Source organism: Lactiplantibacillus mudanjiangensis, from assembly GCF_005405385.1.
Lineage (GTDB): Bacteria > Bacillota > Bacilli > Lactobacillales > Lactobacillaceae > Lactiplantibacillus > Lactiplantibacillus mudanjiangensis.
This window is the reverse complement of sequence record NZ_BJDY01000008.1, coordinates 1-26,144: the sequence shown is the minus strand read 5'-3', so window position 1 is coordinate 26,144 and position 26,144 is coordinate 1. Positions and strand designations below refer to the sequence as shown.

The 26,144-nt window shown below is 41.7% G+C and carries 28 protein-coding genes and 4 tRNA genes; 8 read left to right on the top strand and 24 right to left on the bottom strand.

Annotated elements, in window-relative coordinates:
• Nucleotides 1-16 precede the first annotated feature (16 nt).
• Together FFM84_RS15425 and FFM84_RS15420 are read right to left on the bottom strand one after the other, a co-directional pair.
• A complete protein-coding gene (locus FFM84_RS15425; protein WP_130843933.1) occupies nucleotides 17-919 on the bottom strand; it encodes a sensor histidine kinase in 903 nt (300 codons plus the stop codon).
• Nucleotides 920-933: 14 nt separating this feature from the next.
• Nucleotides 934-1,605, bottom strand: coding sequence for a response regulator transcription factor (locus FFM84_RS15420; RefSeq protein WP_130843932.1), 672 nt, complete (start codon nucleotides 1,603-1,605; stop codon nucleotides 934-936).
• A 141-nt stretch (nucleotides 1,606-1,746) separates the two neighbouring features.
• Between FFM84_RS15420 and FFM84_RS15415 the strand changes: the two genes are divergently transcribed.
• Both FFM84_RS15415 and FFM84_RS16250 read left to right on the top strand, forming a co-directional pair.
• Nucleotides 1,747-2,670, top strand: a complete 924-nt coding sequence (locus FFM84_RS15415; RefSeq protein WP_130843931.1) for an ABC transporter ATP-binding protein — start codon at nucleotides 1,747-1,749, stop codon at nucleotides 2,668-2,670.
• Nucleotides 2,663-3,433 (top strand): ABC transporter permease, encoded by a 771-nt coding sequence (locus tag FFM84_RS16250; protein WP_174795764.1) that lies wholly within the window; start codon nucleotides 2,663-2,665, stop codon nucleotides 3,431-3,433. The genes FFM84_RS15415 and FFM84_RS16250 overlap by 8 nt, the downstream gene beginning before the upstream one ends.
• 356 nt (nucleotides 3,434-3,789) lie before the next feature.
• Here the strand turns inward: FFM84_RS16250 and FFM84_RS15405 are convergent, their stop codons facing one another.
• From FFM84_RS15405 to proC, 3 genes are all read right to left on the bottom strand, one after another.
• Complete coding sequence (locus FFM84_RS15405; RefSeq protein ID WP_130843930.1) at nucleotides 3,790-4,491, bottom strand: GntR family transcriptional regulator; 702 nt, start codon at nucleotides 4,489-4,491, stop codon at nucleotides 3,790-3,792.
• 27 nt (nucleotides 4,492-4,518) lie between these two features.
• Nucleotides 4,519-5,655, bottom strand: a complete 1,137-nt coding sequence (nagA, locus tag FFM84_RS15400) for an N-acetylglucosamine-6-phosphate deacetylase (protein ID WP_130843929.1) — start codon at nucleotides 5,653-5,655, stop codon at nucleotides 4,519-4,521.
• A gap of 116 nt (nucleotides 5,656-5,771) precedes the next feature.
• Nucleotides 5,772-6,566: a pyrroline-5-carboxylate reductase gene (proC, locus tag FFM84_RS15395; protein ID WP_130843928.1), complete on the bottom strand. Its 795-nt coding sequence runs from the start codon at nucleotides 6,564-6,566 to the stop codon at nucleotides 5,772-5,774.
• Nucleotides 6,567-7,075: 509 nt separating this feature from the next.
• Here proC and FFM84_RS15390 point away from each other — a divergent pair.
• Complete coding sequence (locus FFM84_RS15390) at nucleotides 7,076-7,567, top strand: GNAT family N-acetyltransferase (RefSeq protein ID WP_130843927.1); 492 nt, start codon at nucleotides 7,076-7,078, stop codon at nucleotides 7,565-7,567.
• Nucleotides 7,568-7,884: 317 nt separating this feature from the next.
• Here the strand turns inward: FFM84_RS15390 and FFM84_RS15385 are convergent, their stop codons facing one another.
• The 3 genes from FFM84_RS15385 to FFM84_RS15375 all read right to left on the bottom strand — a co-directional run bounded on the left by FFM84_RS15385 (nucleotide 7,885) and on the right by FFM84_RS15375 (nucleotide 10,649).
• Nucleotides 7,885-8,400, bottom strand: a complete 516-nt coding sequence (locus FFM84_RS15385; RefSeq protein ID WP_130843926.1) for a hypothetical protein — start codon at nucleotides 8,398-8,400, stop codon at nucleotides 7,885-7,887.
• Entirely contained in the window at nucleotides 8,397-9,374 is a 978-nt protein-coding gene (locus FFM84_RS15380) for a helix-turn-helix transcriptional regulator (RefSeq protein WP_165450258.1), read from the bottom strand. The genes FFM84_RS15385 and FFM84_RS15380 overlap by 4 nt, the downstream gene beginning before the upstream one ends.
• Before the next feature lie 72 nt (nucleotides 9,375-9,446).
• Complete coding sequence (locus tag FFM84_RS15375) at nucleotides 9,447-10,649, bottom strand: hypothetical protein (RefSeq protein ID WP_130843924.1); 1,203 nt, start codon at nucleotides 10,647-10,649, stop codon at nucleotides 9,447-9,449.
• Nucleotides 10,650-10,823: 174 nt separating this feature from the next.
• On the opposite strand from FFM84_RS15375, the gene FFM84_RS15370 reads away from it, so the two are divergent.
• Nucleotides 10,824-11,135, top strand: coding sequence for a hypothetical protein (locus FFM84_RS15370; RefSeq protein ID WP_130843923.1), 312 nt, complete (start codon nucleotides 10,824-10,826; stop codon nucleotides 11,133-11,135).
• Nucleotides 11,136-11,197: 62 nt separating this feature from the next.
• On the opposite strand, the gene FFM84_RS15365 is transcribed toward FFM84_RS15370, so the two are convergent.
• Nucleotides 11,198-12,139 (bottom strand): helix-turn-helix transcriptional regulator, encoded by a 942-nt coding sequence (locus FFM84_RS15365; RefSeq protein WP_165444270.1) that lies wholly within the window; start codon nucleotides 12,137-12,139, stop codon nucleotides 11,198-11,200.
• A 406-nt stretch (nucleotides 12,140-12,545) separates the two neighbouring features.
• On the opposite strand from FFM84_RS15365, the gene FFM84_RS15360 reads away from it, so the two are divergent.
• A complete protein-coding gene (locus FFM84_RS15360) occupies nucleotides 12,546-12,914 on the top strand; it encodes a YbgA family protein (protein WP_130843921.1) in 369 nt (122 codons plus the stop codon).
• A gap of 10 nt (nucleotides 12,915-12,924) precedes the next feature.
• Nucleotides 12,925-13,311, top strand: a complete 387-nt coding sequence (locus tag FFM84_RS15355) for a TIGR02328 family protein (protein WP_130843920.1) — start codon at nucleotides 12,925-12,927, stop codon at nucleotides 13,309-13,311.
• Between the two features lie 1,920 nt (nucleotides 13,312-15,231).
• Here FFM84_RS15355 and FFM84_RS15350 read toward each other — a convergent pair.
• The 9 genes from FFM84_RS15350 to FFM84_RS15310 form a co-directional block, all read right to left on the bottom strand.
• Nucleotides 15,232-15,603 carry a DNA replication protein gene (locus tag FFM84_RS15350; RefSeq protein WP_130843919.1) on the bottom strand — a complete coding sequence of 124 codons (372 nt, stop codon included), beginning with the start codon at nucleotides 15,601-15,603 and terminating at the stop codon, nucleotides 15,232-15,234.
• A gap of 236 nt (nucleotides 15,604-15,839) precedes the next feature.
• On the bottom strand, nucleotides 15,840-17,237 hold the full coding sequence (locus FFM84_RS15345) for a virulence-associated E family protein (RefSeq protein ID WP_130843944.1): 1,398 nt from the start codon (nucleotides 17,235-17,237) through the stop codon (nucleotides 15,840-15,842).
• 43 nt (nucleotides 17,238-17,280) lie between these two features.
• Nucleotides 17,281-18,060, bottom strand: a complete 780-nt coding sequence (locus tag FFM84_RS15340) for a bifunctional DNA primase/polymerase (protein WP_130843918.1) — start codon at nucleotides 18,058-18,060, stop codon at nucleotides 17,281-17,283.
• A 14-nt stretch (nucleotides 18,061-18,074) separates the two neighbouring features.
• Nucleotides 18,075-18,299: a hypothetical protein gene (locus tag FFM84_RS15335; RefSeq protein WP_130843917.1), complete on the bottom strand. Its 225-nt coding sequence runs from the start codon at nucleotides 18,297-18,299 to the stop codon at nucleotides 18,075-18,077.
• Nucleotides 18,292-18,735, bottom strand: coding sequence for a hypothetical protein (locus FFM84_RS15330; protein ID WP_130843916.1), 444 nt, complete (start codon nucleotides 18,733-18,735; stop codon nucleotides 18,292-18,294). The genes FFM84_RS15335 and FFM84_RS15330 overlap by 8 nt, the downstream gene beginning before the upstream one ends.
• A gap of 151 nt (nucleotides 18,736-18,886) precedes the next feature.
• Nucleotides 18,887-19,204: a hypothetical protein gene (locus tag FFM84_RS15325; protein WP_130843915.1), complete on the bottom strand. Its 318-nt coding sequence runs from the start codon at nucleotides 19,202-19,204 to the stop codon at nucleotides 18,887-18,889.
• A gap of 101 nt (nucleotides 19,205-19,305) precedes the next feature.
• Entirely contained in the window at nucleotides 19,306-19,584 is a 279-nt protein-coding gene (locus FFM84_RS15320; RefSeq protein WP_130843914.1) for a helix-turn-helix domain-containing protein, read from the bottom strand.
• A 44-nt stretch (nucleotides 19,585-19,628) separates the two neighbouring features.
• Entirely contained in the window at nucleotides 19,629-20,312 is a 684-nt protein-coding gene (locus tag FFM84_RS15315) for a Rha family transcriptional regulator (RefSeq protein WP_165450257.1), read from the bottom strand.
• 14 nt (nucleotides 20,313-20,326) lie between these two features.
• Nucleotides 20,327-20,518, bottom strand: coding sequence for a hypothetical protein (locus FFM84_RS15310; RefSeq protein WP_130843913.1), 192 nt, complete (start codon nucleotides 20,516-20,518; stop codon nucleotides 20,327-20,329).
• Between the two features lie 159 nt (nucleotides 20,519-20,677).
• Here FFM84_RS15310 and FFM84_RS15305 point away from each other — a divergent pair, with 159 nt between their 5' ends.
• Both FFM84_RS15305 and FFM84_RS15300 read left to right on the top strand, forming a co-directional pair.
• The gene (locus FFM84_RS15305) at nucleotides 20,678-21,481 is read left to right on the top strand and encodes a helix-turn-helix domain-containing protein (RefSeq protein ID WP_130843912.1); all 804 of its coding nucleotides are present in this window, start codon (nucleotides 20,678-20,680) and stop codon (nucleotides 21,479-21,481) included.
• 56 nt (nucleotides 21,482-21,537) lie between these two features.
• Nucleotides 21,538-22,683, top strand: a complete 1,146-nt coding sequence (locus FFM84_RS15300; protein ID WP_165450256.1) for a site-specific integrase — start codon at nucleotides 21,538-21,540, stop codon at nucleotides 22,681-22,683.
• A gap of 146 nt (nucleotides 22,684-22,829) precedes the next feature.
• Here FFM84_RS15300 and FFM84_RS15295 read toward each other — a convergent pair.
• From FFM84_RS15295 to FFM84_RS15270, 6 genes are all read right to left on the bottom strand, one after another.
• Nucleotides 22,830-22,901, bottom strand: a tRNA-Gln gene (locus FFM84_RS15295).
• Nucleotides 22,902-22,910: 9 nt separating this feature from the next.
• A tRNA-Tyr gene (locus FFM84_RS15290) sits at nucleotides 22,911-22,993 on the bottom strand.
• Between the two features lie 57 nt (nucleotides 22,994-23,050).
• Nucleotides 23,051-23,899 (bottom strand): metallophosphoesterase, encoded by an 849-nt coding sequence (locus FFM84_RS15285; RefSeq protein ID WP_130843911.1) that lies wholly within the window; start codon nucleotides 23,897-23,899, stop codon nucleotides 23,051-23,053.
• Between the two features lie 83 nt (nucleotides 23,900-23,982).
• The gene (locus FFM84_RS15280) at nucleotides 23,983-25,455 is read right to left on the bottom strand and encodes a peptide MFS transporter (RefSeq protein ID WP_130843910.1); all 1,473 of its coding nucleotides are present in this window, start codon (nucleotides 25,453-25,455) and stop codon (nucleotides 23,983-23,985) included.
• Between the two features lie 491 nt (nucleotides 25,456-25,946).
• Nucleotides 25,947-26,019, bottom strand: a tRNA-Thr gene (locus tag FFM84_RS15275).
• 49 nt (nucleotides 26,020-26,068) lie between these two features.
• A tRNA-Asn gene (locus FFM84_RS15270) sits at nucleotides 26,069-26,141 on the bottom strand.
• Nucleotides 26,142-26,144: the final 3 nt, after the last annotated feature.

Genomic DNA, 26,144 nt, shown 5'->3' with positions numbered 1-26,144 from the left:
GCAGTTGACACCGTTTTTACATGGTTACTTTGGGTGGTCGCGTTCGAAATGTCAAGCTTACTTTGAACAGATCACCACTCGTGGTCACTTGCATGCGTCCGCCTAACATGGTCGTTAATGACTGCACAATATTTAATCCCAAACCTTCGCTTGGTCCATGCGAATTGGTCGTATAGAAAGGCGTGGTCAACGGGTGTGTGGACGTCACGGGTGTGGTTGTTTGATTTTCAAAAGTTAAACACACATGTTCTGCATCGACTTTCGTCAAGGTCACACTTGCGGTCGCCACCGCATACTTCAACCAGTTACCCACTAAATTTTGAATAATTCGCCGTAATAACAACTCATCCGTTATCAGCGTCAAATTCGGCCTAATTTTCGGCGTCACCATGAGTGGCTTCGCCGTTAATTCATCAAAAAAGCCAAACAATTCCTGCTCCACAAATTGCGATAAATTGACTTTAGTCATCGTTAATTGCGTCGTTTTTGCTCGGACTAAGTTAAAATCCATCAAATAATGTAAATAATAATTAACTGAACTCAAGTTAGCCAAAATACGCTTTAATGTTGGTGCTGTGGCTGTCGTTGGCCGTTGCTGAATCAATTGTACGTACCCGGTTGCCACCGTCAATGGCGTCTTAATATCGTGCGTCAACGTGAGCAACATCTGCTCGATTCGCTGTTCATGTTGTATCTGTGTTTGTTGTAATTCCCGCGTCTGTGCCAATGTCACGTTCATCGCCGTGGTTAACTGTTTGAAGGGCCCCCAGCCCACAGTAGTCGTCACGCCGGCATTGGTTGTATGGGTATTAATATACGTCAAATCGGCGGTCAAGTGGCGCACCGCAACCCACAGTCGGAGATGACTAGCTAATAAGACTAGCCAACCAACCACTAAAAATCCTAGTATAATCTGCATGCTGATGTTCCTTTCTAAACTAACCGGACACCAATCCCCCAAACCGAAATAATATACTGGGGCGTTGCTGCCAACTCGTTGACCTTAATGCGGAGATTACTCAAATGTACATTCAATGTATTTTCAGCATGCTCATATGGTTCACCCCACACCGTCTCATAAAGTTGGGCTTTTTCAAAGACCTGATGGGGATGAGCCAGCATAATTTTCAACAGATTGAATTCTTTTTTCGGCAACACTAGTGGCTGACCGGCAACGATAATTTGATGCGTGATCGGATTCAACTGTATCTCGCCGAAAGTTAAGCTGGTACTGGCGACTGGTTGAGGCTGGTGTGATCGTAATTGCACCTGAATGCGAGCTAATAACTCGTCGATATCAAATGGCTTAGTTAGATAATCATTCGCACCAGCTGTCAATAATTTGACGAGGTTAGTTTTATCTTGAATAGCGGTTAAGACAATCACCGGAACCATCGATGTTTTCCGGATCGTTTTCAAGACACTTGCTCCCGTTATATTAGGTAACATGAGGTCTAAAATGATTAGATCCGGGGTTTGCGCATTAAACACTTGTAACGCCTGAATACCATCTAAGGCCGTTAATACTTGATATTGCGGCGTTAAAATCGCCTGCAACAAGTCCTGAATATCCGTATGATCTTCAATCACTAAAATTTTTAGCATGTGCTGACGAGACTCCTTGATTTTGATACCTTTAATTATAGGTGAAGCGTTAGTGGACCACAATTTAGGTTTAATTAAGGTTTATTTATGACTACGTTTTAGAAAGGTCAACTATCATTTAGTCATCAAGGGGGGATCACGATGTCAGAAGCAATCTTAACGATTAAAAATGTAAGCAAGCGTTTTGGACATTACCAAGCACTAAGCGAGTTAAGTTTAACGGTCAATCGGAGAGATATTTATGGCTTGATTGGCGAAAATGGCGCTGGTAAAACGACGCTCATGCGGTTGATCATTGGCTTATCCGCATTACATCAAGGTCAAATCACGTTACTAGGTGAAAATGCTGGTCATTATCAACAAGCCTTGCGTCGCACTGGAGCCATTATTGAAAGTCCCGCTGCGTTTCCTGGGTTAACCGTACTCCAGAACTTAACCTTAACCGCCAAGCAACATGGGTTAGCGGAGCCGGACCTAATTGCTGAAACCATTGCGTTTGTGGGACTGACCGAAAAAACGCATACGAAAGCCAAACATCTATCACTGGGACAACGGCAACGTTTAGGGCTTGCGATCGCCATCTTACCGCGACCTGACTTTTTAATTCTCGATGAACCAATCAACGGGTTAGATCCAGCTGGCATTATCGAATTTCGCCAACTCATTGCGCGGTTAAATACGGAACGCCATACAACTATCCTGATTGCGAGTCATATTTTATCAGAGCTATACCAAGTCGCCACTCGTTTCGGGATTATTCATCACGGTCACTTAATCAAGCAACTTAGCAAAGCCGAACTTGATGAAGCGAATCGAGTCGGCTTAATGATTACGGTCGACCAAGTACAATTAGCCAGTCAGACTTTAGATCAAGCCGGTTTCGAAACCTTCAGTGTGCTCGATGATCACCGTATCTGGTTACCACAGGCTCACCCAGACACTGGTCACATCAATCAGTTACTTGTAAGTCAAGGGATTGTGGTTACCGCTTTGATTCAACAGTCTGGTTCGCTGGAACAGTACTATACCACGCTTATTGCTAAGGAGGACAATACCCATGCTTAATCAATTACGCGCCGATACTTACCGGCAATTACACACTTGGGGGACTTACATTGTCTTGGCGATCACGATACTTTTTAGCATCCTCATCACTAGTTCTGAAAGTGTGGGTGGCCTAATGGTCTCAACCGATGATACAACAATGGATCGGTTAAACCACGGTGCCTGGTCAGTCCTAACCGGCTTAAAAAGTGCCACCCTATCTTCAACGGTCCTGCTTTACATTGATATTGCCATTTTTGTCATTATTATCGGCCAAGAATTTTCTAAGCAAGTTTATAAAAATACGCTCATTACTGGTATTACACGCTTAGGTTTTATTGTTGGTAAATTCATCATGATGCTAGGTAACATTCTTATCCTCACTCTAATTTTCTATGGGACAGCCGCCATTACTGGCAAACTAGCTGGCCGTTCATTAGGTACCAGCGGACTCAAACTGGGACAAACCATTGGTAATATGACCTTAACAGTAGCCTTCTTTATTAGCGTTATCTTTAGCCTAGGGGTCATCATGTTGGTCTTAACCAATTCAGTCGTAGCCGCCACCGTTGGCATTGTTTTATGGCCCATCTTAATTGGTATTCTGGCAAGTCTATCCAATTGGACTTGGTTGAAATATCTCAACTTTACCGGTGTCGCTCAATCGGTTGCCTTAGGTGGTTTGAAAGTCTCAGAACTGGGGCCCTATCTTGGCATCAGTGGCGGCCTATTACTTCTAACTATGGCTGGTTCAGCTATTTTAATGCAGTATAAGGAACTCTAAGCCAAGAATCTTGTTTTCCCGCCTGACGTTCGCCACATTGAACTCTCGACTATAATAGCGATAACTAGATCAATTAGTATTCGCGAACTAACCGGAGTCAGCCAGTGATGGCGCCGGCCGTGAAAATATCGTCAGTCCGGATGATTTTTCCGGGCTGACGATATGGACGACTTTTAAGACTAGTGGTTTTAGCTAGGCTTAAAAGCGAGGTGGAAGCCCGTTTTTTGGCTGGAGCCGGTCCCACAGCCGGCAGAATCACTGGCTGACGTAGGTGACAAATTTAGCACCATTCATCTTCAAATAAAAAAAGTGTGGTTTAAAGATTTTGACATCTTAAACCGCACCTTTTTTACACACTATTTTTCTAAATAAAATTCAAACCGATTTCCGACATACTGGGTCCGCACGTACTCGAACGGTTCACCCGTTTGTAAATATGAAATCTGCCGAAGTCGGAGTAACGCATCGCCCCGCCGTACGGATAGATATTCCGCAATCCGTTCCGAAGCCGACATCGCTGAAACCGTTTGTTGGGCTTTGCCTGGCACTAAGCTGGCTTTTTCCTCTAACGCCCGATACAGTGAACTCGTGACTTCTTCTTTGGTAAATTGCTTAACTAACCGTTCAGGTACGGTCGCCACTTCGAAACAAATTGGCAAATCGTCCCCATAACGAATCCGTTCCATCCGTAAAACTTGTTCGTTGGGTTCTAACGCCAACTTTTCACTTTCGGATAATGACGGACTCGTCACATGATAAGAAATGGTTTTACTAGATGGAACCTTTCCTTGAGCCAGCATTAGATCAGTAAAGCTGGTGACCCCAGACATCTTTTCTTGCACTTTTTGATTGGCAACAAAGGTGCCGGCGCCCACTCGCCGCTCTAGTATCCCCTCATCAACCAACGTTTGAATCGCTTGGCGTAACGTCATTCGACTCACATCAAATTGACCAGCTAGCTCACGCTCTGATGGAATCCGGTCACCGACCGCCCAGCGGCCAGCCTCAATGGCTTGTTTAATTTGGTTGTGAATTTGAATATAAATTGGCGAACTCATAGTCCTCATCCCTTACTTCTAAATGATTTATTTGGTAGCTAACTTCCCATAACTATACGTCGCAACGAGATCTTGGTCAGCATCTAAGACGTTAATATCCGCATCTTTACCGGCTTCCAAAGTCCCCTTACGCGTTAAGCCAAATTCATTAGCTTGGTTCACTGATGACATCTTAACAGCTTCAAAAATGCCACAGCCAGTGAATTTTTGTACGTTCTTAAAGGCATTGATATAGGTTAACACAGAACCAGCTAAATTACCTTCTTCAAGACGAGCTTGACCATCTTTAACGATAACTTTTTGGCCACCTAATTCACTAATGCCATCAGGTTCGCCCTTAGCCCGCATTGAATCGGTAACTAATTCCAACCGATCGGCACCCTTTTGTTCATAAGCCAAGTTGATCATGTCAGGGACGATATGGAATCCATCACAGATCAATTCGCAGTACATGTTGTTTTCCAACATCGCATGACCAGTAACCCCTGGTTCACGGTGCTTGAATTCACGTTGCGCATTGTATAAATGTGTCACATGAGTCGCTTTGCTGGCTAATAATTGTTCCCGGGTCGCGTTACTGTGACCAACTGATGGCACAATACCATTTTCCAAGCAATACTTTTCGAATTCACGCGAACCTGGATCTTCTGGTGCATACGTGATTAATTTAACACGACCGCCAGAAAGCTTGTTCCAGTTGTCCAAGAGTTCAACATTAGGATTCTTGATATACTTTTCAGGTTGGGCACCTTTAAAGGTTGCTGAAATGAATGGGCCTTCCAAATGAACCCCTTGAATAACTGGGTTTTCTTTGGCTGCTTCATTGATCCCCTTCATCGAATGATCCAAGTTTTCATTAGATTGGGTCATAGTTGTACAGAAGTATGACGTAATCCCTTCACGGGCCACCATATCGTTGACCATTTCGTTAATTTCAGCTGGATTTCCATCCATTGAATCAAAACTATAACCACCGTGGCTATGCACATCGATAAAACCAGGCACAATGGTCTTCCCACTGACGAATTCAATGTCATCGTCTGGTTGGGCGACGTATTCATCCATCGGACCAACGGCTTCAATTTCCTTACCGAAACGAATATAGCCGTCATCGATCTTTTCTAGACCAGTATAAATGATGGCATGTTTTAATACTTTGCTCATGAACAATTCCTCCTTGGATTAACTGGTTACATTATAATCGGTATAGACCAAATTTGCAACCTTTAAAACCAGTGGATTCCTGCAAGTTAACTAGGTTTATTGACTTCAACTCGCCGTTAATCATTGCCTAGTTCTTTGGCAATCGTGGCATCAATCCCTTTAACCACCGCGGTCATGAAGCCAGCCTCTTCCATCGCTAACAAACCAGCAACGGTCGTTCCACCTGGTGAAGAAACTTGATCAATCAGATCAAATGGAATCTTATCTGAGGCTAAGACCATCTTGGCGCTCCCCAGTGTGGCTTGGGCGGCAATTTTAGTTGCAGTGGCTTTATCTAAGCCATGTTTGACACCAGCACGGGCCATCGCATCAATAAAGAAGTAGATGTAAGCTGGTGAACTTCCGGCTAAAGCTGAGAACGTACTGAAATCTTTTTCGCCAATTTCACTAGTTGCGCCTAAAGCATCGAAGAGTTGTTGTCCGGCAGCATATTGGTCAGCCGTCAATTCATCATTACCGACTAATGCCGTCATGCCGGCGCCAATTGCAACATTCACGTTTGGCATGATCCGTAAGATTGGCATCGCACCCACAACGGTTTCATAATCGGCTAAATCAATTCCCGAAACCATCGTAATGACCCATTTGCCAGCCGTCATTGCAGGTTGAACACTCTTCAAAACGTGTAACGCAATGTTGGGTTTAACGGCTAGAACAATAACATCCGCCGCTTCGGCTACAGCCAAATTCGATGCCATCGCTTGTAACCCATTAGCCTTAGCATAAGGTTCATAACTCGCCGCATGGGCACTGTGAATATATAAATCTGCTGGTGCGACTGTTTTTGTTTTTAGCCAGCCGTCAATGATAGCGCGGCCCATATTGCCGGCTCCAATAAATCCAATTTTCATTTTGGTTAAGTCCTTTCACACGCTTTTAATTAGTCTCTATTATACAACATCATCCAACGTGCTAAAACGCTTTTTGAGTCATGCTATTTAACTTCGTTTACGTAATCCAACCATCCCATCAACACAGCGACCCAACTTGGCTCGTCAGCCGTTTGTGGCAAGGTCGCTTCATTAAATTTTGACTGCTGTTTGCGTGGTTGTTGTCTCGTCTTGATCAGATGTCGTTTGTAACCATTGTTTGATCAGTTACAGCTTGCGCGGTTAGCAAGCCACTAGCGCCCGGATTTATACATCTTAAAATGACCCTTTTCAACCTGGTTTTCCGTTTTTCTCATTCGCGTTGCCCCGTTTACATAATTATTCTTTTTTCACCAGCAAACCTTTTCATTATTTATATTCGAATAATCATCGCTCAATATGTTAACTTTATCCTAAAAGCTCGCTGCTTTATCGCAATGACTAATCATGCTATGATATCGATAATGATAATGAATTGAGGCGTTTTTAATATGACATTTACCTTTGCATCAGCGCAACCGCTGGATATTAAAGAAATTATGGCCATCGAACAAGCCGGTTTCACTCCGGATGAAGCGGCCAGTGAAACAAGCATGGCCCAGCGGATTGCGACGATTAGTGACACCTTTATCGTGGCTAAAGATGATACTGGTCATGTCGCAGGTTACATCGTAGGACCAGCTAGCGACCAACGCTATATTACTGACGACCTATTTGAGGCGGTTCAACCTAATGCCGCTCAAGCAAAATACCAAACTGTTTTAAGTTTGGCGGTCGCACCAAGTACCCAAGGTAGCGGACTTGGCAGTCAATTACTCGCTGAATTTGCACGCGTTGCTCAAACGCAAAACCGTGTTGGCATTACATTAACTTGCTTAAAACGATTAGTGCCATTCTACGAAAAAAATGGCTACACCAATGAAGGCCAAGCTGATTCCGATCATGCTGGTGAAGTTTGGTACAACTTAGTTAAAGAATTTTAAATTAAAAGGCAGTGACCATCGTTAAAATGATGATCACTGCCTTTTATCTGTTATTTACTGGTTGAAAAATAACGATGGCGGTGAAGAACCTTACTAGCATTGACTTTAGTCACCTACGTCAGCCAGTGATTCTGCCGGCTGTGGAACCGGCTCCAGCCAAAGTGCAGGCTTCCACCTCGCTTTTAAGCCTAGCTAAACCCACTAGTCTCAAAAGTCGTCCACATCGTAAAGTCCGGCAAAGCCATCCGGACTAACGATGTTTTCACGGTCGGCGCCATCACTGACTGACTCCGGTTAGTTTATGGCTATTAATCAAGTTATTTAGCAAAATGTTTTGCTAATTTTTTGGTTGTATAAGAATACTCATAATACCGATGACCGGTTAACTGATTCGTTTGTTGTAACACTCGGATCTTCTTACCTTGATATTTTTTCTGAATGACACGGTAATAACCCTCTGGTGGTAAAGTGACCGTCTTATCCCAAGCACTAACTTTGACAAAACCTTGTTTTTTTATTGCAAAAACCCACTGCCAACTGTCCGCTTTCCGAGTTCCAGAAAAAGGCAATTTATGAACTTTTAGTTTATCCGGTTGTCCAAGTCTCGTCGATACATTTTCTTGCCACGCCAACCCTTTCGCTGTAAAACGCACGGCATGGTAGTTTCTACCAGCTGGATTATAGATATGCCATGTTCCGCGAATCGACTTAGGAAACGTTTTTAAGGTAGTTTTTGTTTTAGCCTGCGCAATCACATTTGGTGCGACTACTGGACTAGCGGTCCCTATCATTAATGTCACGCCTAAAATTCCCATCAACTGATTTAATTTCATTCTTTAATCCCCTCTTGATTTTCCACTTTGACTTGGTAGTACTGCAATGTTTTGGCTAACTCTTGCTGCAGGGCCGAGACTAACCGTTGTGGCGACAAGACTTGTGCTTGTGATCCTTGCCCCAGTAGCCACATCAAGGATCCTTGTTCAAATGAATTCGCCTTAATGGTCACACTGTGATCAGGCCAATGCTTAATAATTTTAGAATGTGGCAGTCGATCTAACGCGGTTTGTGGTGCCGACCAATAACGGAACGTATACGTTACCTCGTGCCCACCACTTAATAAAACCGTTTTGGCGAGGAAGTCCCCCTCATCCAGTTTGCGATCATACCGCTGCTGTAAAGCTTTATTCTTTACCGGGACCACCGTTTCAAATCGGTCCAATCGATAAATCACATTATCATCGGTTTCGGTATATAACACGACATAAAAATAAAATTCAGCAAAATATAAACTCACGGGTAATCCCTGGCCCATTTTTAACTGCCCTGCTAAACTATTTCGATAGCCAAACTTAATTGGCGTGCGCGCTTCGATCCAGTTTGCAAATTGTTTCAACCGCGGTAACAACGCAACCCCCGTTCCCACAGGGACATATTTGGTTAAACTGTTAGTCAATAATTTTTTAGCAGCCGCCTGTTCCGAACCGGAAAGTAACGCTAATCGCTGCGTTATCAGGGCTTTCACCTCGACTTTATTTAAAGCACGAGTACCCACCAAAATTTTTAACAACGCCAATACCGATGAATACTGGACTTGGCTAGGACTCGTTAAGATGTATTTTTTGGTTTGCCGCTGATAAACCAACGTATAGTTGAGTTCGCTGGCAGCCAACAAATCGCGAATACTCGCCAGATCACGTTGCATCGTTCGCGACGTCACATGATATTTAGTTGCCAACGCGGCTACCGATAAGGCCTGCCCGCGCATCAAGCGGATAAAGAGATCAATAATCCGTTCATTACTGTTCATTTCAACTCCCCATTCAGTCATCATTTAGTTTGATTAAACTAGTCTTGCTATGTATGCGCGGTAAAACCGCGACTAATCTATCTGGTCTAGGAGTTGGTGCACTAATGCTTGAAATGATAAATCAACACCAAGTTGGTCACTGCCCGACCAAACTTGAAAAACCGTCTCAATCGGCTGTCCAAATGGTGATTCTGATTGCGGACGTGCTTGGAAACTTTGTAACTGCCCTCGACTAAACCGCAACCGGTCGGCACGACCTTGTGTCATCAATTGACGTGATTGCCGTTGAAGCCGATAGTTCCGGCGCTGCGCCACTTGCAAGATGCCGGCTGACAGTTGATTAGCAGTCGTTTGTAACTCAGCTTGAGGCCCATGGTACAGGGTGGTTAAAGCCGGTACCACCAGAAGATCTGAAATCGCCGGTGTTAAGGGCCGCTGATTAGCTTGATCCCAGTAGCGATATTGGCCGATAGTCGTTGCAATTGGCAAATCCGTGGCCGTTTGTAGCGCCATCACATCGGCTGCTGATTTAATTGGTTGTGCTGCAGTCGCTTGTAATTGCTCATAAATCAATTGTGAATGTGCCAACACCTGGGCTGGTAATAGCGGTTGACCTAATAACAAGGTCCCCAGCCACTGTGGCGACAATCCTAATTGCAAACCAATTAACGCTGGCGTAACAGCTGCCAATGGTAAGCCGGTTAGTAAGGTCTTACCAGCTGTGGTCTGAATCGTGTATTGATAAGTTGCTGGTCCCTTCGGCAAAGCCGACGCTGATAACTGACTTAAGACGACTTGCCGCTGATCGTCAATAATCGTTGCCACGTTAGTGTTGTCATACGGTCCCAACGCTAGAACACTCGGGACTGATTGAGCAGCTAAATCGGCTAATAACAGTTGATCATGTGGTACTGCCCAGGTGGTTAATGAGTTTACTTGCCGACCGGTGACCAATAGCCCGCGTTGATAGGCCTGCTGAAGCACGGCCGAACTGGGGGCTATTGGTTGCATCACTGGTGGTAGCGTGGGGACTGCCAATAATTGGATTAACTTTGCCGCGACATTTCGTTCAGTTAAATTAGTCAAAACGACCGGTCCGGTTGTCTGAACAACTTGCATCCGATTCACGGTTTGCGTTAAACGTCGATATTCAGGTGACAACAACGTTAACGGCCCCATTGGTGATACTGTTTCAGCCTCACTATATTGATAACGTGTATAAGTCACCATTAATTGTCGTTGTATTAAAGCCTGGTTGATTGCCAGTGAGTTCATCATGCCGCCGCTCCCTTATTAACTAATGGCCATATTCTAGCATAGTGATGCGACACCTTATGTCGTTTTTGTGGTTGACGCGAAAAAAGTCAAAAAATTTATGCATCAGTGGCATTGACGGACATGTTTTCGGCAACTATACTGGGGAAATTTTAATCTACGGGGGGCGTTCAAATGTCAGATATGATTCATGACGAGGTTTTTGCGCTAGTTGATGCCATCTATAATGATGTTTATGATCAGCCAATTGACGATCATATTAAAAAGACCCTGTTAACCGCTGCTAAGTACCTCGATGCGGGGAAAATGCCAGCACAAGTCATCGCGGCCAAAACGATGAACGGTATTTTCATTTGGACCATGGACGGTCATAATCCACTAGGCTCAGCTAACGGTGATCGTATCAATCGATTAATGCGATTAGCCCGTTCTGGTGGTTATAAATGGACCACTGCCGGCGTTGGTGATTTACGGGTCCAATTTTAAGCACAACTAAAAAGCGTTCCACAAATTTCAACGAGAAATTGTGGAACGCTTCTTAGTTATTGTTATTGATAACGTGCGAGAGCACTGCGATAGAGTGATTTCACTTGTTCAATTAATGATGGCGGTGCAATCACTTGAAGATGCTCAGCCTGACTTAAAATCCACATCAAAGCACCCTGTTCAAATGAATCAGCTTCAATTAAAACACTATTGTCAGGATAATAGCTCACAATTCGTGAATGCGGTAGTCGATCAAGCGCCGTTTGCGGCAAGGCCCAATACCGAAATTGATAGGTCACTTCATTGCCACCATGTAACAAATACGTTTTATTGTTAAATCGGCCTTCATCAATCTTGCGTTGATAATCCAGTTTGAATTTGTCGGCAGTTGAGGCTTGTAAGTTACTAAATCGATCCAATCGATAGATCCGATGCGGATTTTTATCACTATACATAATCACGTAAAAATAGAAGTTGTCAAAATACAACCCAATTGGTAGTCCGCTTTCATCTTGGATACCTAGACTAGTTCCATGTTGATACGTGAACGTTAACGTTGTTCTAGTCGCAATCCAATCCGCAAATTGTTGTATCCGTGGCAACAAATCTTGCTGACCGGCACCCACCGGTAAGTATTGATTCAACGTTGCGAGACATAATTTCTTGGTTTGGTCGCGTGCATCTGGCGCTAACAGCGCTAATAGATCAGTCATCATTAAGTCTAACTCGGACCGACCTAATGCCCGTGACCCAATCAGGATCTTTAAAATGGCTAAGACTGCTGCCGGCTGTAATTGATTAGTAGGTGTGAGTTGATAATGACGACCTTCATGACGATACGTGTAATCAGGGTCATTTTTAGCTAGCAAATCCCGCAGGCTTTTTAGATCTCGTTGAATTGTCCGCGACGTCACTTGATATTTCGCCGCCAACGTTTCAGCCGTCATCGCTTCACCATGTAGCAGATCCAGCAAGACATTAATGACACGTTCCGTATTGGTCATCATGACACCCCCTCATCATTGTTTTACACTATGTTAGTATCATAGCACTTAACCGACAAATGATGACGTTTAATTTGATTTATGTAATCGCCACCAAAAAAGAATATAAATTCATCAAAAACGCATGAACACAAAAAAAGCAGCCACCGTAGTGACTGCTTGTTAGTTGGGCTAGCTGGGTTCGAACCAGCAAGCAATAACAATGCTGATATATCAATGATTACAAGCATTTTTAGTTCTTTAATTATATCCGTGGTGCACTTTTTGGTGCATTTCATCTCAAAAAAGTATTTTTACACATAGCTCCAGACAACTAAATCACGCTGGCGGGCACTACATAAATTATTTAAACAAGTTTTTTCTGTTAAACTCGATATATACTAATTATTGAAAGAAGCTGTATTATTTGGAATCATGGCAAAAGAAATGGGCTTACAACAAGTATTGGATTATGGCTCATTCACAGCAAGCATATAACGACATCCGTCAACTAGCTAAAAACAACGACTGGTCTACAGATAAAGAACAGGCTCTTGATAAGATTATCGCTTCTACTGAGTTAATAGAACCAACTAAGCAAACCTTAACTACAGCATATCAACACGTCTGGGGCTACTTTAAAAAGATTTGCACAGCGGATGAAAAAAAGACCTATCTCATTTTATTGACTAAACTTACACCGGAAAATAATGAGCTGGGCTCCTTTTTGAAACTGCTAGCTATTAAGTACAAGGTAACTTACTTACTCAATTCTCGACTTATTAATGAGCTATAGGAGGCTTACTATGAGACTTTGGCATCAATCACTAATTACTAAATTGCCTCGTCAGCAACTATTAGGACAACACCGAGAGATTACAGCACTGCGGGGCAATGGCTGGGGTAGAAAACATGCTACTGTTAATTATGTATTTACGTACTCACCATATAAACTATTTCAATATCATATTTTAGTCATGGATGAAATGAAAAAACGTGGCTACCATCCTAATTCAGTTTGGTATGACCCCTGCTATCGTGGTCAAAAATGTTTGCCATATAATACGGCAATTCCTTGCCCTCTAACAACACCAATTTACCCAGAGCACAATAGTGCCTATTTACAAGAGTGTTTAGAAAACCTAGCACAGAAAGCTGTCATTATAAAGCCTGATTCACATAAAAATAAGTAGTCTTTATATTTACTGAACACGTATTCAAAGTCTGCAAGTCCGATAATTATATGTGCTGAAAAGGCAAAAAATAGCCACTATAATCCATAAGACTTACAAAACATAAACGTTATAAGACCACTTATCAACATGCCTGAATAGTATATTATTCAATAACCACTTTTCCAAAGTCATCTCTTTCTCACTTAGAACCAAGTCAACTAAGTAGTAAATAAGCATCGTACCAAAATTAGCTATTACAGTAATTGCGTAATATTTAGTAACGGGGTTAGGCCTGGGCAAATGGTCATCATTAAGATTCATAATTGTCGATATCAAATAATCCATTGGAATTAACAAAATCGGAATATTAATTATTGCTTTGTAAATATGGTTATTTATGTATGATTTCATATTTTTCGTTCCTCTTTTCTAAAAGCGAATACTTATCAATTTTAATATAAACAAGCACGTTCTAAACGTAATTCAGTATTCACTTTCGCTATCCTCATTAATGAGTTTCAAATAGATATAATAAGCATCAGAGCACTTGTTATATCAGCCATTTGTGGGTTATGGACAACCAATAGAATACAATAGCGATAATATCAATGGTATTCAAAAAATCACGCTGGCGGGCACTACATAAAATCATCTTAGCGGATGGTTTTTTTATTTTGCATCGCCTTTTTTAGGGGCTTCAATATCTCCGGTTTAATTATTGCACTAGCTAATTCAGTTCAGCAATACATTCTATACCCTCACTCGCGATCATTACGACTAACGCTTACTGGCCCTACCAATAACAACATTAGCACACTGTTTAACCGATGCAACGTTTTAACCTAGCGTTGCATCGTGTTGCATCAAATCACTTTACGTTTTAAGGCCGTAACCGCAACTACGCCCTAGCAAACTTAGGTTTTCTTAGGGTGGCTACATTTCTAATTCATGCCATAAAATGGCAGCTTTTGTAAGTATGCCGTCACTTAGAAACGTTGTAATGACTATTTTATTAGTGCATCCCTGCTGCACCTCTTTCAGTTTTAAAATACCACCATATTCCACCTTACATGCATCGACTAAAGGATATAAAAGCGCTCCGATTAAAAGGAGCGCTCTTTTTACCATCAAGCCGTGCCAACATCACCTATAAAATCCATTACCACGGCATTTCAACGTTTGTTTTGTGCTAAATTATTTCGATAATTCAATTTCACCTGTTTCGTAACGCTCCGATTCAATTAATACTAACAAATACTATCATGACAGCATTTCTACACTTAAATCTGTGTTGTTTGTTTCCTGATTTACCATCTAGAAACTAAAAAAAGCGCCACCCCGTAAGGCGCGCTGTGATTTGCTCAGCATCCTAATTATAGCATGCTACTATTACTAGCCATCGCTATCCACATCTACCAACCGATGCTTACCGCTATATCTAAACTGGCCACCCCGACTATTTAGATAATGGCTAGCGGTTATATTATAGTCCAAATTATTAATAGCTTAACAATATACTGTCCTATCGTACATTGATACCATACCCTAAAAGTATTTCCATATTTTCTTTTTAGGGCGTCAGAAATGTCAGTATCGTTTTATCGTATCTGATTACCCCGATTAATACGTACAATTACCAGTATTTAGCAGTCTAGGGTTGCAGTAATACGCTGGTAGCTTAACACTATATGGTGCGCACAAAGCCAAAAAGAGTGCACCTACTTGCATCAGAAAAATGTCAGGTTTTGTCAGGTAGTTGACCACTTAAATGAAGTTTCGTACTTTTTTGAACAAAACTATCAAATATTAATGAGGTTTATCCAATCTCTTTGAAACGATCAGGTTACAAGCGTACTAAAGGTACAGTTGTTGCATATTATTAATAAAGCCATCACCCTAGCTATTACGGATGATGGCTTTTAATGGCTCTTTATTCAATTATGCTCCTTGAACATGCCGTGATTGCGCTTCTAGGCGTTTAATGTCAGGTTTTAAAGCCAGTTGCCAGCCGTCCAAGTTTGCACGTTCTATCGCTTTAATACGGGCGTTCATTGTGGTGACTTGCGTTTTATAACTCGCAATACCAATATTTAACTCGGCCGCATCGGTTGCAATAAACATACCGGTATTACGACCGCTACGGTTCGCTACAATGGGTACGCCATACAGACTGATTAAATCACTAATGGCGCCCCTAACCTCACGTTCACTTAATTGGGTTGCTTTACAAATATTGCGCGTTGTTACTGGATATCCAGCACCCCGTGGCATGATATTCAGTACCTTATACTCAATCATTGTTAATGACATAGTTTCACTCTCCTAGTCTTTTTTACTACTTATTACTTGTTAATACGTGTGTACCTGTGTAGGTGCTCAAATCGCTGATGTAGCAGTATCTCTATCGTTAACAACCTGTGTTTATGCCGTGTTAACGTGTGTAATTTATCTTTACACACGTTAACACACGTTCTACACACGTAATTCTATTCACAAATCCCTATATACCAGTTTTCACACGGGTTACACACTATACACGGGTATTTTTATAAAGCACTATTATTACTACGTTGGTAGCCTCGTCCACGCCTTCCATTGGTTACAATATTAGCTTTATATTGCCAGCCAGACATATTATCCATGATTAGCTTTATTCGCTTAGCCTCGCTATTAGTCCTACCACCGAGATACTTCTCAGTTTGCTTATCAAAAACAACCGCTAATATTTCGCGGGTAGTCGTATGCTGCATTGGTTCCCGCTCTTTCTCTAATTGGTTATTTAGCCAATTATTAGGAATGCTTTCACCGTTTTGAATTGCAGTAAAATACGAGTGCTTTACGCTAACTGTTAACTTATTCCAATTAGTAGGCACCATCATTTCAAGGTAATCTGTAATGGCATCTTTCATCGGATCTACAACTTGGGCTTCTTGCTGGTATGGCTTAGCCTCTTTTAGTGTCTGACTATCAAAGTACAGCTTTTCACCAGCATCTACCCACAGCTTAACCTCCGCAAGTAGTTGCAAAATATCGTTTTTATCTGGTTTCAATGGATTCTTAATTGATGGGTTGATGCCGCACCTTATCGGATAGAAACGCCGTTCTCCAGTAACATCCTTTAAAAAGTCATGCTGATTAGTTGAACCAACAAAAACACTTTTTCGGGGATGCTGGCTAGCAAAATGACCGTAGCTATTGCGGTAATAGTCCGATGTCGCACTAGTAAAGTTCTTCATGGTCTCAATATCCGTTTTTTGCATTGCGGACAACTCTGCAAGTTCAATGATCCAACTTCCTAATAACTTTTGATAGTCATCCTTTTGTTTTCCCATGGTCTTTAGACTGTCGCTAAAGTAGTCAGGGTACAGATTCTTAACCGTGGTACTTTTTCCCAGTCCTTGACCACCGTCCAACATAGGAATGATCTCAAACTTAATACCGGGATGATAAACACGAGCTACAGCACCGCTTAACCATTTTCTTGTAACCATCCGTGTATAGTGGTTATCCTCCGCTCCTAAATAGTCAATAAAGAACGTTTCAGCTCGTGACTTGCCATCCCACTTAACAGCCTCGATACGATCCTTGACGGGATTAAACGAATTTAGCCTAGCTACTTTAATAGTGGCATCTAGTAAATTATCTTTTGAAAATAAAATATTGTATTGTTCATCCAAGTAAGCCCGCAATAATGAGTCATCGGTGTCTTGCCAATCACCCTTTAGTAATCCGGTTGCCTTGTTGGATCGTAGTTTAACAATCTTTTCGGAAAACGCATCGTAGGCTAACACGTTTTTTAAGTTAGGATCGTTTTCAATATACAGACGGATATTAACAAGCGATCCCCGTTTAATACCGCCACTATCCGTCTTCCTTAGCTTGTCTTGCCATTCCAAACCTTTTAGCGGTGTTACTTTACTAATTCGTTTGTCTCTGTCTTTCATCGCCTGTTTAAGTTCTTCATCGCCTGCCACGTCCTCACCTCCTCTAAATCCGCTTGATGATTGACTTGAAAATAGTGTTAACCTCTTTATCTGGTAACGGTGGCTGTAAGTGATCGTTAGCCAGTTGCAATAACTCATAAGCGGTCGCACTCTGGCACCCTGTCCGTAGTAATTTGCCTACCAAGGACGTCAGATAACTGTTACGGCTGCCCTCGCTGGTGCCAGTAACTAAATCATCCAATACGCTGCCTGCCCATGTTTTACGAATGTGCGTGGCGTGCGCTGGTGTCCTGTTTGTCCGTTTACTGGGTAACAAATCATTAAGTAACCACTGGGGCGCCGTAGCAATCTCGTTCATAGGTTCAATAGCCCTATAAGCACTGCCGTTAACAACGCTAGGCGCAATTAACACAAAATCCGCCAGCATATCAATGCCGGGGTATAAACCTATTTTCCGTTTAATCGGCAACTCTATATTGTACTTAAAAAAGTAATGCAGCCCGTTATTGGGAGTCTGCTCAATATAAGTAGCCGCCGGCAATTGCTTGCCTTGATCTTTAAGTTGTTTCAAAGTCTGTACACCGTCAGTCTTGCCATGGCGGTCAACGTCTACCACTAGCAAGCCCGATGCATCTAACCGCATACCAAGGTTTGCCCTTGGTACGTGTTCAAACCACCCCGCAATAGTCTGTTGGTCAGTCGTGGCGTCCAGATAACCACGGCTGTTCTTTAATGGTACTTTACTATCAGGCGTAAAGGGAAATACTGCAATACCATCGCTGGCAAGCTGTAGCGCCCTTTCTAATACTGCTGATTGTCGCATGATTGCCACCATCCTTAGACCGTTTCACTAAATGGGATCATGCCTACATTCACCGATGCAATATCCGTCATAGCACCACGACTATTTACTTTAATGTTGTGAACCTGCATAACAATTTGTTCCCGCTGCTTATCCGTCATGTTCAGCTTATCAATAAGTTCTGATAAGTAATTAAGCTGGACTAACGTACCGCCTAAAGTGTTAGCAGCATAGTTTAAACGCAACTTATTTTTATTCATGATCCGTAGCCTCCGTTGAGTCTCCACTATTAGAAACCCACTTTCCATGATCTGCATAGGGTTCTCTTACCCACTTTTGATCAGGATCGCTACTACCATCCGTTAATTCTTTCTTATTGCTTGCGTTAGCTTCACTTGCACTGGCGATGGCTGCTTGAACATGCCCGCTATGACTATCCAAGTCCATTGCTAAACTACTAATTACATCAAACATATTAGCGGCCTGATATAGGCTTAACTCTCGATCTTCTACCAAGTCATGTAGCTGTCTAGTATTCATCGTTAAATAGCTGCTATTGCCGCTTGCCACTTGTTTTAGTGTCGGACTAATCAGCTCACACATTGAAATAATTTGCGATCCGAGCCGTTTAGCAAACTTGATTTCTCTATCTGCATAGTCGTTTAATTCGGATAATTCATTAATTGTTTTTTGCATCGCTATCACCTTTCAAAATCCGTTTAATTTTGTTAAAATGAAAGGCGTAAAAAGGTTATCTAATAGGACTTAGCAACCTTGAACCGTACTTACTCGCCAAAGTAAAAGTACGGTTCTTTTTTTACGCTCAATCATGGTTTAAACTCCCAACTTACTGTAATAGATCGGTCAATAAATTCTCAGCTACCTTTACAGCATGTACTGTTTTATCTAGCTGTACCATTCGATCAGCTAGATCATTCTCTACCGTTTCAATTAAAGAACGGTAATCAGTGGCAAGAAACGATCTATATTCCAGCTTTGCTAATTCCTTTGCTCGCTCTTTAACCCGTTCTTGCATGTAAGCAACCCCGGCCTTTTCGCCTGCCATATCACTCAGTACCCGTAACAATTCAACCTGCGTGCTGTTATATCGCTTTAGCATCGCATGATCTAGTTCAATTGGATATTTAAAGTCTTTACTTACCATCCGCTTAGCACCTCTCTTACTTGGCCAATATATCAACTCAGCCTCATATCTTCTGGCCACCCTAATCACAATGACACCCGCTCGCCAGCATAAATTTTTAATTAAATGCCATTGCGATTAATAAACTTGTCTATATCAGACTTACTAATTAGTACAGTGCCATTGATAACATGACACTGTAGACCATTCCTAACCCACTTGTTAAAAGTCACCGGACTAACACCGGCGTAGCTCGATGCATCGGTTTTACGCAACCACTTTTGACTAATCCCAGCATCGCGTTTAGCGGCATCCACAGAATCAGCAACTAACTGATAAACGTAATCCCGTAACGCTTGGGCTTGCTCCTCCCCTAAAATAACCCGCATCGGTTCACTCATTTACTCTCACCACCTTTCATAGCCCAGTAAAGCATGCTCAAGCTCTACACAATTGCTTTAGCCGGTAGTTGTAAACGTATCTGGTAAATGATCCCTTGAACCTGTAACGCCGTCTTGATCTGTTGGTAATTGAACTTCATTTCTAGTAATGTCTTAATCTGCTGCTTAACTCGTTTGACAGCATCCGCCTCACTAGCACTTAGATAGTGGGTAATAACTTCCGTCTTGGGAATGTTCCGCGCATTACGCAACTCATTCACGTTGACCCCTAACGCCTGTTTGTATACCAGCTTGTTGATATTGATATACAAATGGCCGTGTTCGCCTAGCGCCGGGCTTTCACTAATTGCAGCATGTAAGCTCTTTGAATACTCCTTACCCAGTTCAAACTTAGCTTGTCGCTCAATAAGGGCACGCTTCATAGCAGCAAACTGCTTAATCAGTGCCTTTTTGAATTGTCTAACTGGCTTAGTGTTATCCAGATAGGTAATGAGTAACATCGCTTGTTCTTCATTTAAGCGCCAGATTTTACGAGGGCGCCCGCCATTAGGGTTTAGCGTTTTAATCGTGCTAAACTCCAATGCTCCGAACTCTAATAAATCAAACTTATATTGATTGATACGGTTATTTACTGTTCTTGAATCTATTTCAGCATACTTGCTAATAATTTCAGCAGTCGTATACGGCTCCGCATCTAATCGCTGTGACGTCAGCGTTACTAGGTCCATAGTATTGACCTCCTTTATTTTTTGGATTGTTTCAACCAATAGTCTAGTTTGTCGTACGTACTATTTCTTACAATATTTCTTTTACCAGTTAAAATATCAGTTAACGTAAATCTGTTTACACCAGTTGCATCCGCCAATGTCTTAACACTCGCCATTCCCTTATTCGTGAGCAGTAAGGATCGCATACTATCAGAAATTGTTTGCATTTAGCTCGCCTCCATATCTAACTTTCTTAGATAGAATACATCTAAGTTTATTAGATTTCAAGTCTAATTTTTTTAGATTTCTCTTGTTTTTAATCAACATAATGTTTATTCTATTGCTAAGAGGAACTATTAAGTTGTTATTTCAAAGGATGTTATATTATGCAAAATAGATTAAAAGAATTCAGGAACCAATCTGGGTTAACACTGGATGAAATGTCTCAAAAAACAGGTATTAAGCGTGGTACACTCAATAACTATGAAAATTCAAAAACTGAACCAAAACTAGATACTTGGAAACAATTAGCTGATTTTTTTAATGTTTCAATACCAGTTCTTCAAGGTATTGAAATGACACACTCTGACAAAGTAAAAGAAATTGGTGCCGTACTTTTCGAGAAATATCTTGAACATGAAACATATACCGATACTGATAATAATGATTTTTATATTTATGATTTAAATTCTTTTAGAAAAAAACTTAATAAGTACTGTGAAGATAATTCAATTCAATTAGCTGCTAGAGAGGCAAGACTCGATCATGCAACTATAAATGATTATCTCGACTGTGAGGAAAGCTTCTTAGATCAATTAGAATATCTAATTAACGGAATCACTTTGCGCTATGAATTTGCAGAATACTCAGGAAAAACAAGAAATACTGTAATTGTTGATGATACTGGTGCTAGAACTAAGGGGATTGATAGTGACTATGCACTTAAAGTAGCAGAAGAGTATTTAGAAAAAGAAAATCAATATAAAGAAAACCATGAACTTCAAAAGAAGGAGTCTATTGGTGAACTTCAAAAGCAGTTGGAAAATTTAAATAAGTCTCTCAAAGACCGAGAAAACGGATTAAAAAATAATACTTGGACCGACTACGATGACAACAGTATTCTAATTGCTATAAAGCAATTGAGAAAACTAACCAATCATGTCTTAAATAACATAGAGAGTAGCTTATAAAAAACTAAATCCTACATACCTCGCTCGCCAGCATGGTATGAAAGGAATAATCAATCATGGCAACATATCGTAAATATAAGAATGCGTCCGGTGAGTTCTGGGAGGTTTTTACATCTATTGGTAAAGATGCTACGGGTAAGCCTAAACGTGTTCATAAGCGCGGATTTAGGACAAAAAAAGAAGCCCAGTTATGGACTTCAAATTCACAAGTTAGTTTTCAGAAACGAGGGTTCATTGTAAATAATGATCTAACGTTTAAAGAACTATACACTAAATGGTTCGATGAGGATTATAAGCAACGAGTTAAAGAATCTACTTGGGCTAAGACAGCAGACATATTCAGGCTCCATATCATGCCTGTACTAGGCTCTCAGCGGGTTAAGAATATCAGTGTCGCTCAATGCCAGTCAATTGTTCATACGTGGCTTAACGATGGCTTAAAACAATACCGCCGTTTTAGGACGTATGTTATTAGCGTCTTTGATTTTGGGATGCGGATGGAACTAACTACCCGTAATCCTATGGCAAAAACTAGTATTCCTAAGCAGAAAAGCCATATTGATGATACTAAGATAGATTTTTATGAAAAAACAGAGTTAGTTCACTTTTTAGAATGCGCCTATGACTATGACAACCCACAAGCATTCATGCTATTTCGTTTGCTGGCTTTTACTGGATTGCGGCGCGGTGAGGCCCTAGCCTTACAGTGGCATGATATTAACTTTGATACTGGTGAACTAACAATCAGTAAAACTCAATCAATAGGCGATAACTGGCATTTAGTCGTACAGACACCCAAGACTAACAGTAGCTTTAGAACAATCACGGTTGATCCAAAAACGTTACAGTGGCTCCGTAAGTGGCGAATGCTGCAAGCCCGCGAATACTTTCAGGTTGGTTATAACGCTAATAATCCTGAGCAACTCATATTTGCCAGCAAAAGTAATCAGCCATTAGTTCCAAGTACACCCGACCACTGGAATAGAAGCATCTGTAAAGCGTATGGCCTACGCCGTATAAAAATTCATGCTTTTAGGCATACTTTTTGTACTCTAGCCTTTGAAGCGGGTGCCTCAATCAATGAAGTATCTAAGACTCTGGGACACGCTGATCTAAAAATCACACAACGCATCTATTTACACGTCACAAAGAAACAACAAAATGAGGCCGCTACTAAGTTAGCCCACTACATGGATATATAAATCCTTGGTGCACTTTTTGGTGCACTCTGGTACAAATTTGGTGCATTTCGTTTGTGCCTTATTTTGTACTATTTAAAATTCATGCACAAAAAAAGCCGCCATATTAAGCTTTTCAGCTCTCAATGATGACTAATTTTTATCATAAGTTGGGCTAGCTGGGTTCGAACCAGCGCATGACAGGATCAAAACCTGTTGCCTTACCACTTGGCTATAGCCCAATAATTAAATGGAGGGGAGTGGATTCGAACCACCGAACCCGAAGGAGCGGATTTACAGTCCGCCGCGTTTAGCCAGACTTCGCTACCCCTCCATGAATCATTCAACTATATTAGAATACATAATTTTGAATAAAAAATCAAGCCTTTTTTCAAACTTTTTTTATTTTTTCTGATAAATCCAGTAAAAACGTTGCTAAACGCCATTCTGACATAAAATCTGTCGTCCGCCATTCGTTAAGTCGCTTGCGGCCATAGCCCACCGCTTGATCATAATACATCGTCTGAGCAAACTGCTGTGGTTGTGGATGTAAATGCAAATGACCATACAGCACATGAGCAACTTGATAGCGTTCCACTAACTCGCCTAGCCGCGGGGTTCCCATTAAGGCCCGCGCCATCTCCCAAAAATGGTGTCCACGACCTAATGGTACGAAATTTGCCCGCGGCACAAAGTGTGTCATTAGGATCACCTGCTTGCCAGCAGTCTTAGCAGCAATCAATTGTGCTTCAACCTGCTGCAACATCAGATCAGCGCGTTCAGGGTCACTAAGCGGCTGTTTGATAGCCCGGTCAATCCAAAAGGCATATTTCCACTGTGCGTACTCACGAGCCGTCGTTGGCGTCCCTTGATTAAGGGCAAACTGATAATCATACCAACCGTTATGACCGATAATCCGCCAGTCCGTATTCGGGATATCCACAAATTGGTTATGCAAATAGCCAGCAAAATGCCCTGTTTCCAGCTCGTCAAAGCTCACGCCATGAACCATGTCATGATTGCCCGCAATCCATAAAACACGTGTCTGAGCGCCTAATAAGGCCTGTAAATCGACCACGTATTGCTGACTACGCTGAAAGTCATTAAATAAGTCTCCGGCAATCAAATACCATTGGACATGTTGGGCTAATAAATAATCCGCTTGCTGACGCATCATGACCTGTGCATCCACCCGATTAACGTCAAAATGATTATCACTACTAAAAGCTACCCGCACCATGGGGCGATCCCTTCCTTCAACTTCACCAAATAAAAAAAAAGGTACGTTATCAATAAGATAACATACCTTTTGCATAATTACTGTTAACGAATCCCTTGCATGGATTTCTTAATCCAAGGAACCATCGCAAAGAGAATAATCCCTAAGAGTACACTCGAAATCCCAATAATGGCGAAATATGGCACTTCAGTCTTCGTTGAGTAGAAGCGAACCAATTGGGCGTTTAACGCACTACCAGCTGAATCGGTTAAGAACCACATACTCATCATTTGTGACGAGAAGGCTTTTGGTGCCAATTTAGTCGTGACTGACAACCCGATTGGTGAAATCAACATTTCAGCGATTTCAACCACGGCCCAGCTACCAACTAACCACATTGGACTAACTTTGCCGGCCGTCCCAAAGAAGAAGCCTGGTGCCGCCATAATCAAGTATGACACCCCAGCAAAGACTAACCCAACCGCAAACTTAGCTGGAGAACTAGGTTGTTTCTTACCCCACTTCGTCCATAACCAAACGAATGGTGTTGTATAGAGCATAATAAATAGCGGATTTAAGATTTGGAAATCAGAAGCAGCTAAATTCATGCCTAAGAAGTGTAAGTTCGTCCGGTCCGCAGCAAATAATGCTAAGACAGCCGAACCTTGTTCTTCAATTGCCCAGAATAAAGCAGCCGCAATAAATAGTGGAATATAAGCACGAACGCGTGAACGTTCTTGAGCATTCGTTTTTTCAGACGTTAACATTAACGTGAAGTACACAATTGGTGTCAAGATAACCAAGACACTGATTAACGTAATGATGTTTGCCAACGTCAACGCATGCATGAGTTGCATCAAGAGTAAAACTAACCCTAAGCCAACGATCCCGATTAAAACGCGACGTAAGACTTTGCTCAAGTCACCAGGTTCCAACGGATCAGTTGGGTAAAGACTAGCATTACTCAAATTCTTCTTACCGTCAAAGTAGTATTGTAGTAACCCGAAGAACATCCCGATAGCGGCCAATGAGAAGCCTAAATGGAAGTTCACGTTTAAGCCAATTCGACCGACCAAGACTGGGGCAACTAAAGAACCCAAGTTAATCCCAAAGACGAAAATACTGAACCCGGCATCCCGGCGCGTATCTTCTTCTGTATAAAGTTGACCAACCATATCTGAGACATTAGGTTTCAATAACCCAGTCCCAATGACAATTAAGGCAATCGACACAAATAAGGCACTGACACCAAATGGCGTTGACAAGACAATGTGTCCCAGCATGATGAAGATCCCACCAATAAAGACGGTCTTCCGGCTACCCCAGACACGGTCTGATAAGAAGCCACCCAACACACTTGAAACGTAAACCAATGCCGAATAGATCGACATGATAGATGCAGCAGTCGCTTGATCAAAACCAAGACCACCTTGAGACACTTTATAGTACATGTAGAAGATTAAAAGCGCACGCATCCCATAATAACTGAATCGTTCCCACATTTCAGTGAAGAACAATGTTCGCAATCCACGGGGTTGGCCAAAGAACGACCGATCCAGTTTTTGTTCGTTATCCAATTAAAATTCCTCCAAACTGCATTAAACAGATCATCTTTTTAGTTTAAAAGTCACAATATTTGTTTCTTAATTAAACATAATAACTATTATACTAGCCTTAATCTTATTCAACAATACCCTTAACCAGTTTCTAATCTTTAAGCCACAATACTATTTTTATCTCATTTAATCAAATTAACTAAAAACGGCCTAATATCGCTATAAATCGCTACTAGTAAGTAATGTGACCGTATTCAAAACGGCTTCAATGCCATGAACTTCTAATTTTAAATGAGATAATTAAGATATTCGAACACGTCTGCCGAATAATTATTAAGAGTCTGCCTAGATAATATGATGGACAAAATCTAGCGTTATTTGACCATTAATCCACAAAAAAACTGTCCAGTGCTTCTAGCCGATTAACAGCTTGAATCACTAAACAGTTACTTAATTTCTATTTGATTGTAACTAATAAAAAAGATGAGATACGCAATCTCACCTCTCATAAGTGCCGGCTACCAGAGTCGAACTGATGACCCTCGGTTTACGATACCGATGCTCTACCAACTGAGCTAAGCCGGCATATATGGTATAAAAAAGATGTCAACACCATGGGGGCTAACATCCGTCACTCCGACAGGCGGGCTCGAACCGTCGACATCTTGATTAACAGTCAAGCGCTCTACCAACTGAGCTATGTCGGAATA

What these genes read in the sequence shown, in the direction of transcription:
- FFM84_RS15425 (WP_130843933.1), bottom strand. Translation starts at nt 919, where the DNA reads ATGCAGATTATACTAGGATTTTTAGTGGTTGGTTGGCTAGTCTTATTA.
- FFM84_RS15420 (WP_130843932.1), bottom strand. Translation starts at nt 1,605, where the DNA reads ATGCTAAAAATTTTAGTGATTGAAGATCATACGGATATTCAGGACTTG.
- FFM84_RS15415 (WP_130843931.1), top strand. Translation starts at nt 1,747, where the DNA reads ATGTCAGAAGCAATCTTAACGATTAAAAATGTAAGCAAGCGTTTTGGA.
- FFM84_RS16250 (WP_174795764.1), top strand. Translation starts at nt 2,663, where the DNA reads ATGCTTAATCAATTACGCGCCGATACTTACCGGCAATTACACACTTGG.
- FFM84_RS15405 (WP_130843930.1), bottom strand. Translation starts at nt 4,491, where the DNA reads ATGAGTTCGCCAATTTATATTCAAATTCACAACCAAATTAAACAAGCC.
- nagA (WP_130843929.1), bottom strand. Translation starts at nt 5,655, where the DNA reads ATGAGCAAAGTATTAAAACATGCCATCATTTATACTGGTCTAGAAAAG.
- proC (WP_130843928.1), bottom strand. Translation starts at nt 6,566, where the DNA reads ATGAAAATTGGATTTATTGGAGCCGGCAATATGGGCCGCGCTATCATT.
- FFM84_RS15390 (WP_130843927.1), top strand. Translation starts at nt 7,076, where the DNA reads ATGACATTTACCTTTGCATCAGCGCAACCGCTGGATATTAAAGAAATT.
- FFM84_RS15385 (WP_130843926.1), bottom strand. Translation starts at nt 8,400, where the DNA reads ATGAAATTAAATCAGTTGATGGGAATTTTAGGCGTGACATTAATGATA.
- FFM84_RS15380 (WP_165450258.1), bottom strand. Translation starts at nt 9,374, where the DNA reads ATGAACAGTAATGAACGGATTATTGATCTCTTTATCCGCTTGATGCGC.
- FFM84_RS15375 (WP_130843924.1), bottom strand. Translation starts at nt 10,649, where the DNA reads ATGAACTCACTGGCAATCAACCAGGCTTTAATACAACGACAATTAATG.
- FFM84_RS15370 (WP_130843923.1), top strand. Translation starts at nt 10,824, where the DNA reads ATGTCAGATATGATTCATGACGAGGTTTTTGCGCTAGTTGATGCCATC.
- FFM84_RS15365 (WP_165444270.1), bottom strand. Translation starts at nt 12,139, where the DNA reads ATGACCAATACGGAACGTGTCATTAATGTCTTGCTGGATCTGCTACAT.
- FFM84_RS15355 (WP_130843920.1), top strand. Translation starts at nt 12,925, where the DNA reads ATGAGACTTTGGCATCAATCACTAATTACTAAATTGCCTCGTCAGCAA.
- FFM84_RS15350 (WP_130843919.1), bottom strand. Translation starts at nt 15,603, where the DNA reads ATGTCATTAACAATGATTGAGTATAAGGTACTGAATATCATGCCACGG.
- FFM84_RS15345 (WP_130843944.1), bottom strand. Translation starts at nt 17,237, where the DNA reads ATGAAAGACAGAGACAAACGAATTAGTAAAGTAACACCGCTAAAAGGT.
- FFM84_RS15340 (WP_130843918.1), bottom strand. Translation starts at nt 18,060, where the DNA reads ATGCGACAATCAGCAGTATTAGAAAGGGCGCTACAGCTTGCCAGCGAT.
- FFM84_RS15335 (WP_130843917.1), bottom strand. Translation starts at nt 18,299, where the DNA reads ATGAATAAAAATAAGTTGCGTTTAAACTATGCTGCTAACACTTTAGGC.
- FFM84_RS15330 (WP_130843916.1), bottom strand. Translation starts at nt 18,735, where the DNA reads ATGCAAAAAACAATTAATGAATTATCCGAATTAAACGACTATGCAGAT.
- FFM84_RS15325 (WP_130843915.1), bottom strand. Translation starts at nt 19,204, where the DNA reads ATGGTAAGTAAAGACTTTAAATATCCAATTGAACTAGATCATGCGATG.
- FFM84_RS15320 (WP_130843914.1), bottom strand. Translation starts at nt 19,584, where the DNA reads ATGAGTGAACCGATGCGGGTTATTTTAGGGGAGGAGCAAGCCCAAGCG.
- FFM84_RS15315 (WP_165450257.1), bottom strand. Translation starts at nt 20,312, where the DNA reads ATGGACCTAGTAACGCTGACGTCACAGCGATTAGATGCGGAGCCGTAT.
- FFM84_RS15310 (WP_130843913.1), bottom strand. Translation starts at nt 20,518, where the DNA reads ATGCAAACAATTTCTGATAGTATGCGATCCTTACTGCTCACGAATAAG.
- FFM84_RS15305 (WP_130843912.1), top strand. Translation starts at nt 20,678, where the DNA reads ATGCAAAATAGATTAAAAGAATTCAGGAACCAATCTGGGTTAACACTG.
- FFM84_RS15300 (WP_165450256.1), top strand. Translation starts at nt 21,538, where the DNA reads ATGGCAACATATCGTAAATATAAGAATGCGTCCGGTGAGTTCTGGGAG.
- FFM84_RS15285 (WP_130843911.1), bottom strand. Translation starts at nt 23,899, where the DNA reads ATGGTGCGGGTAGCTTTTAGTAGTGATAATCATTTTGACGTTAATCGG.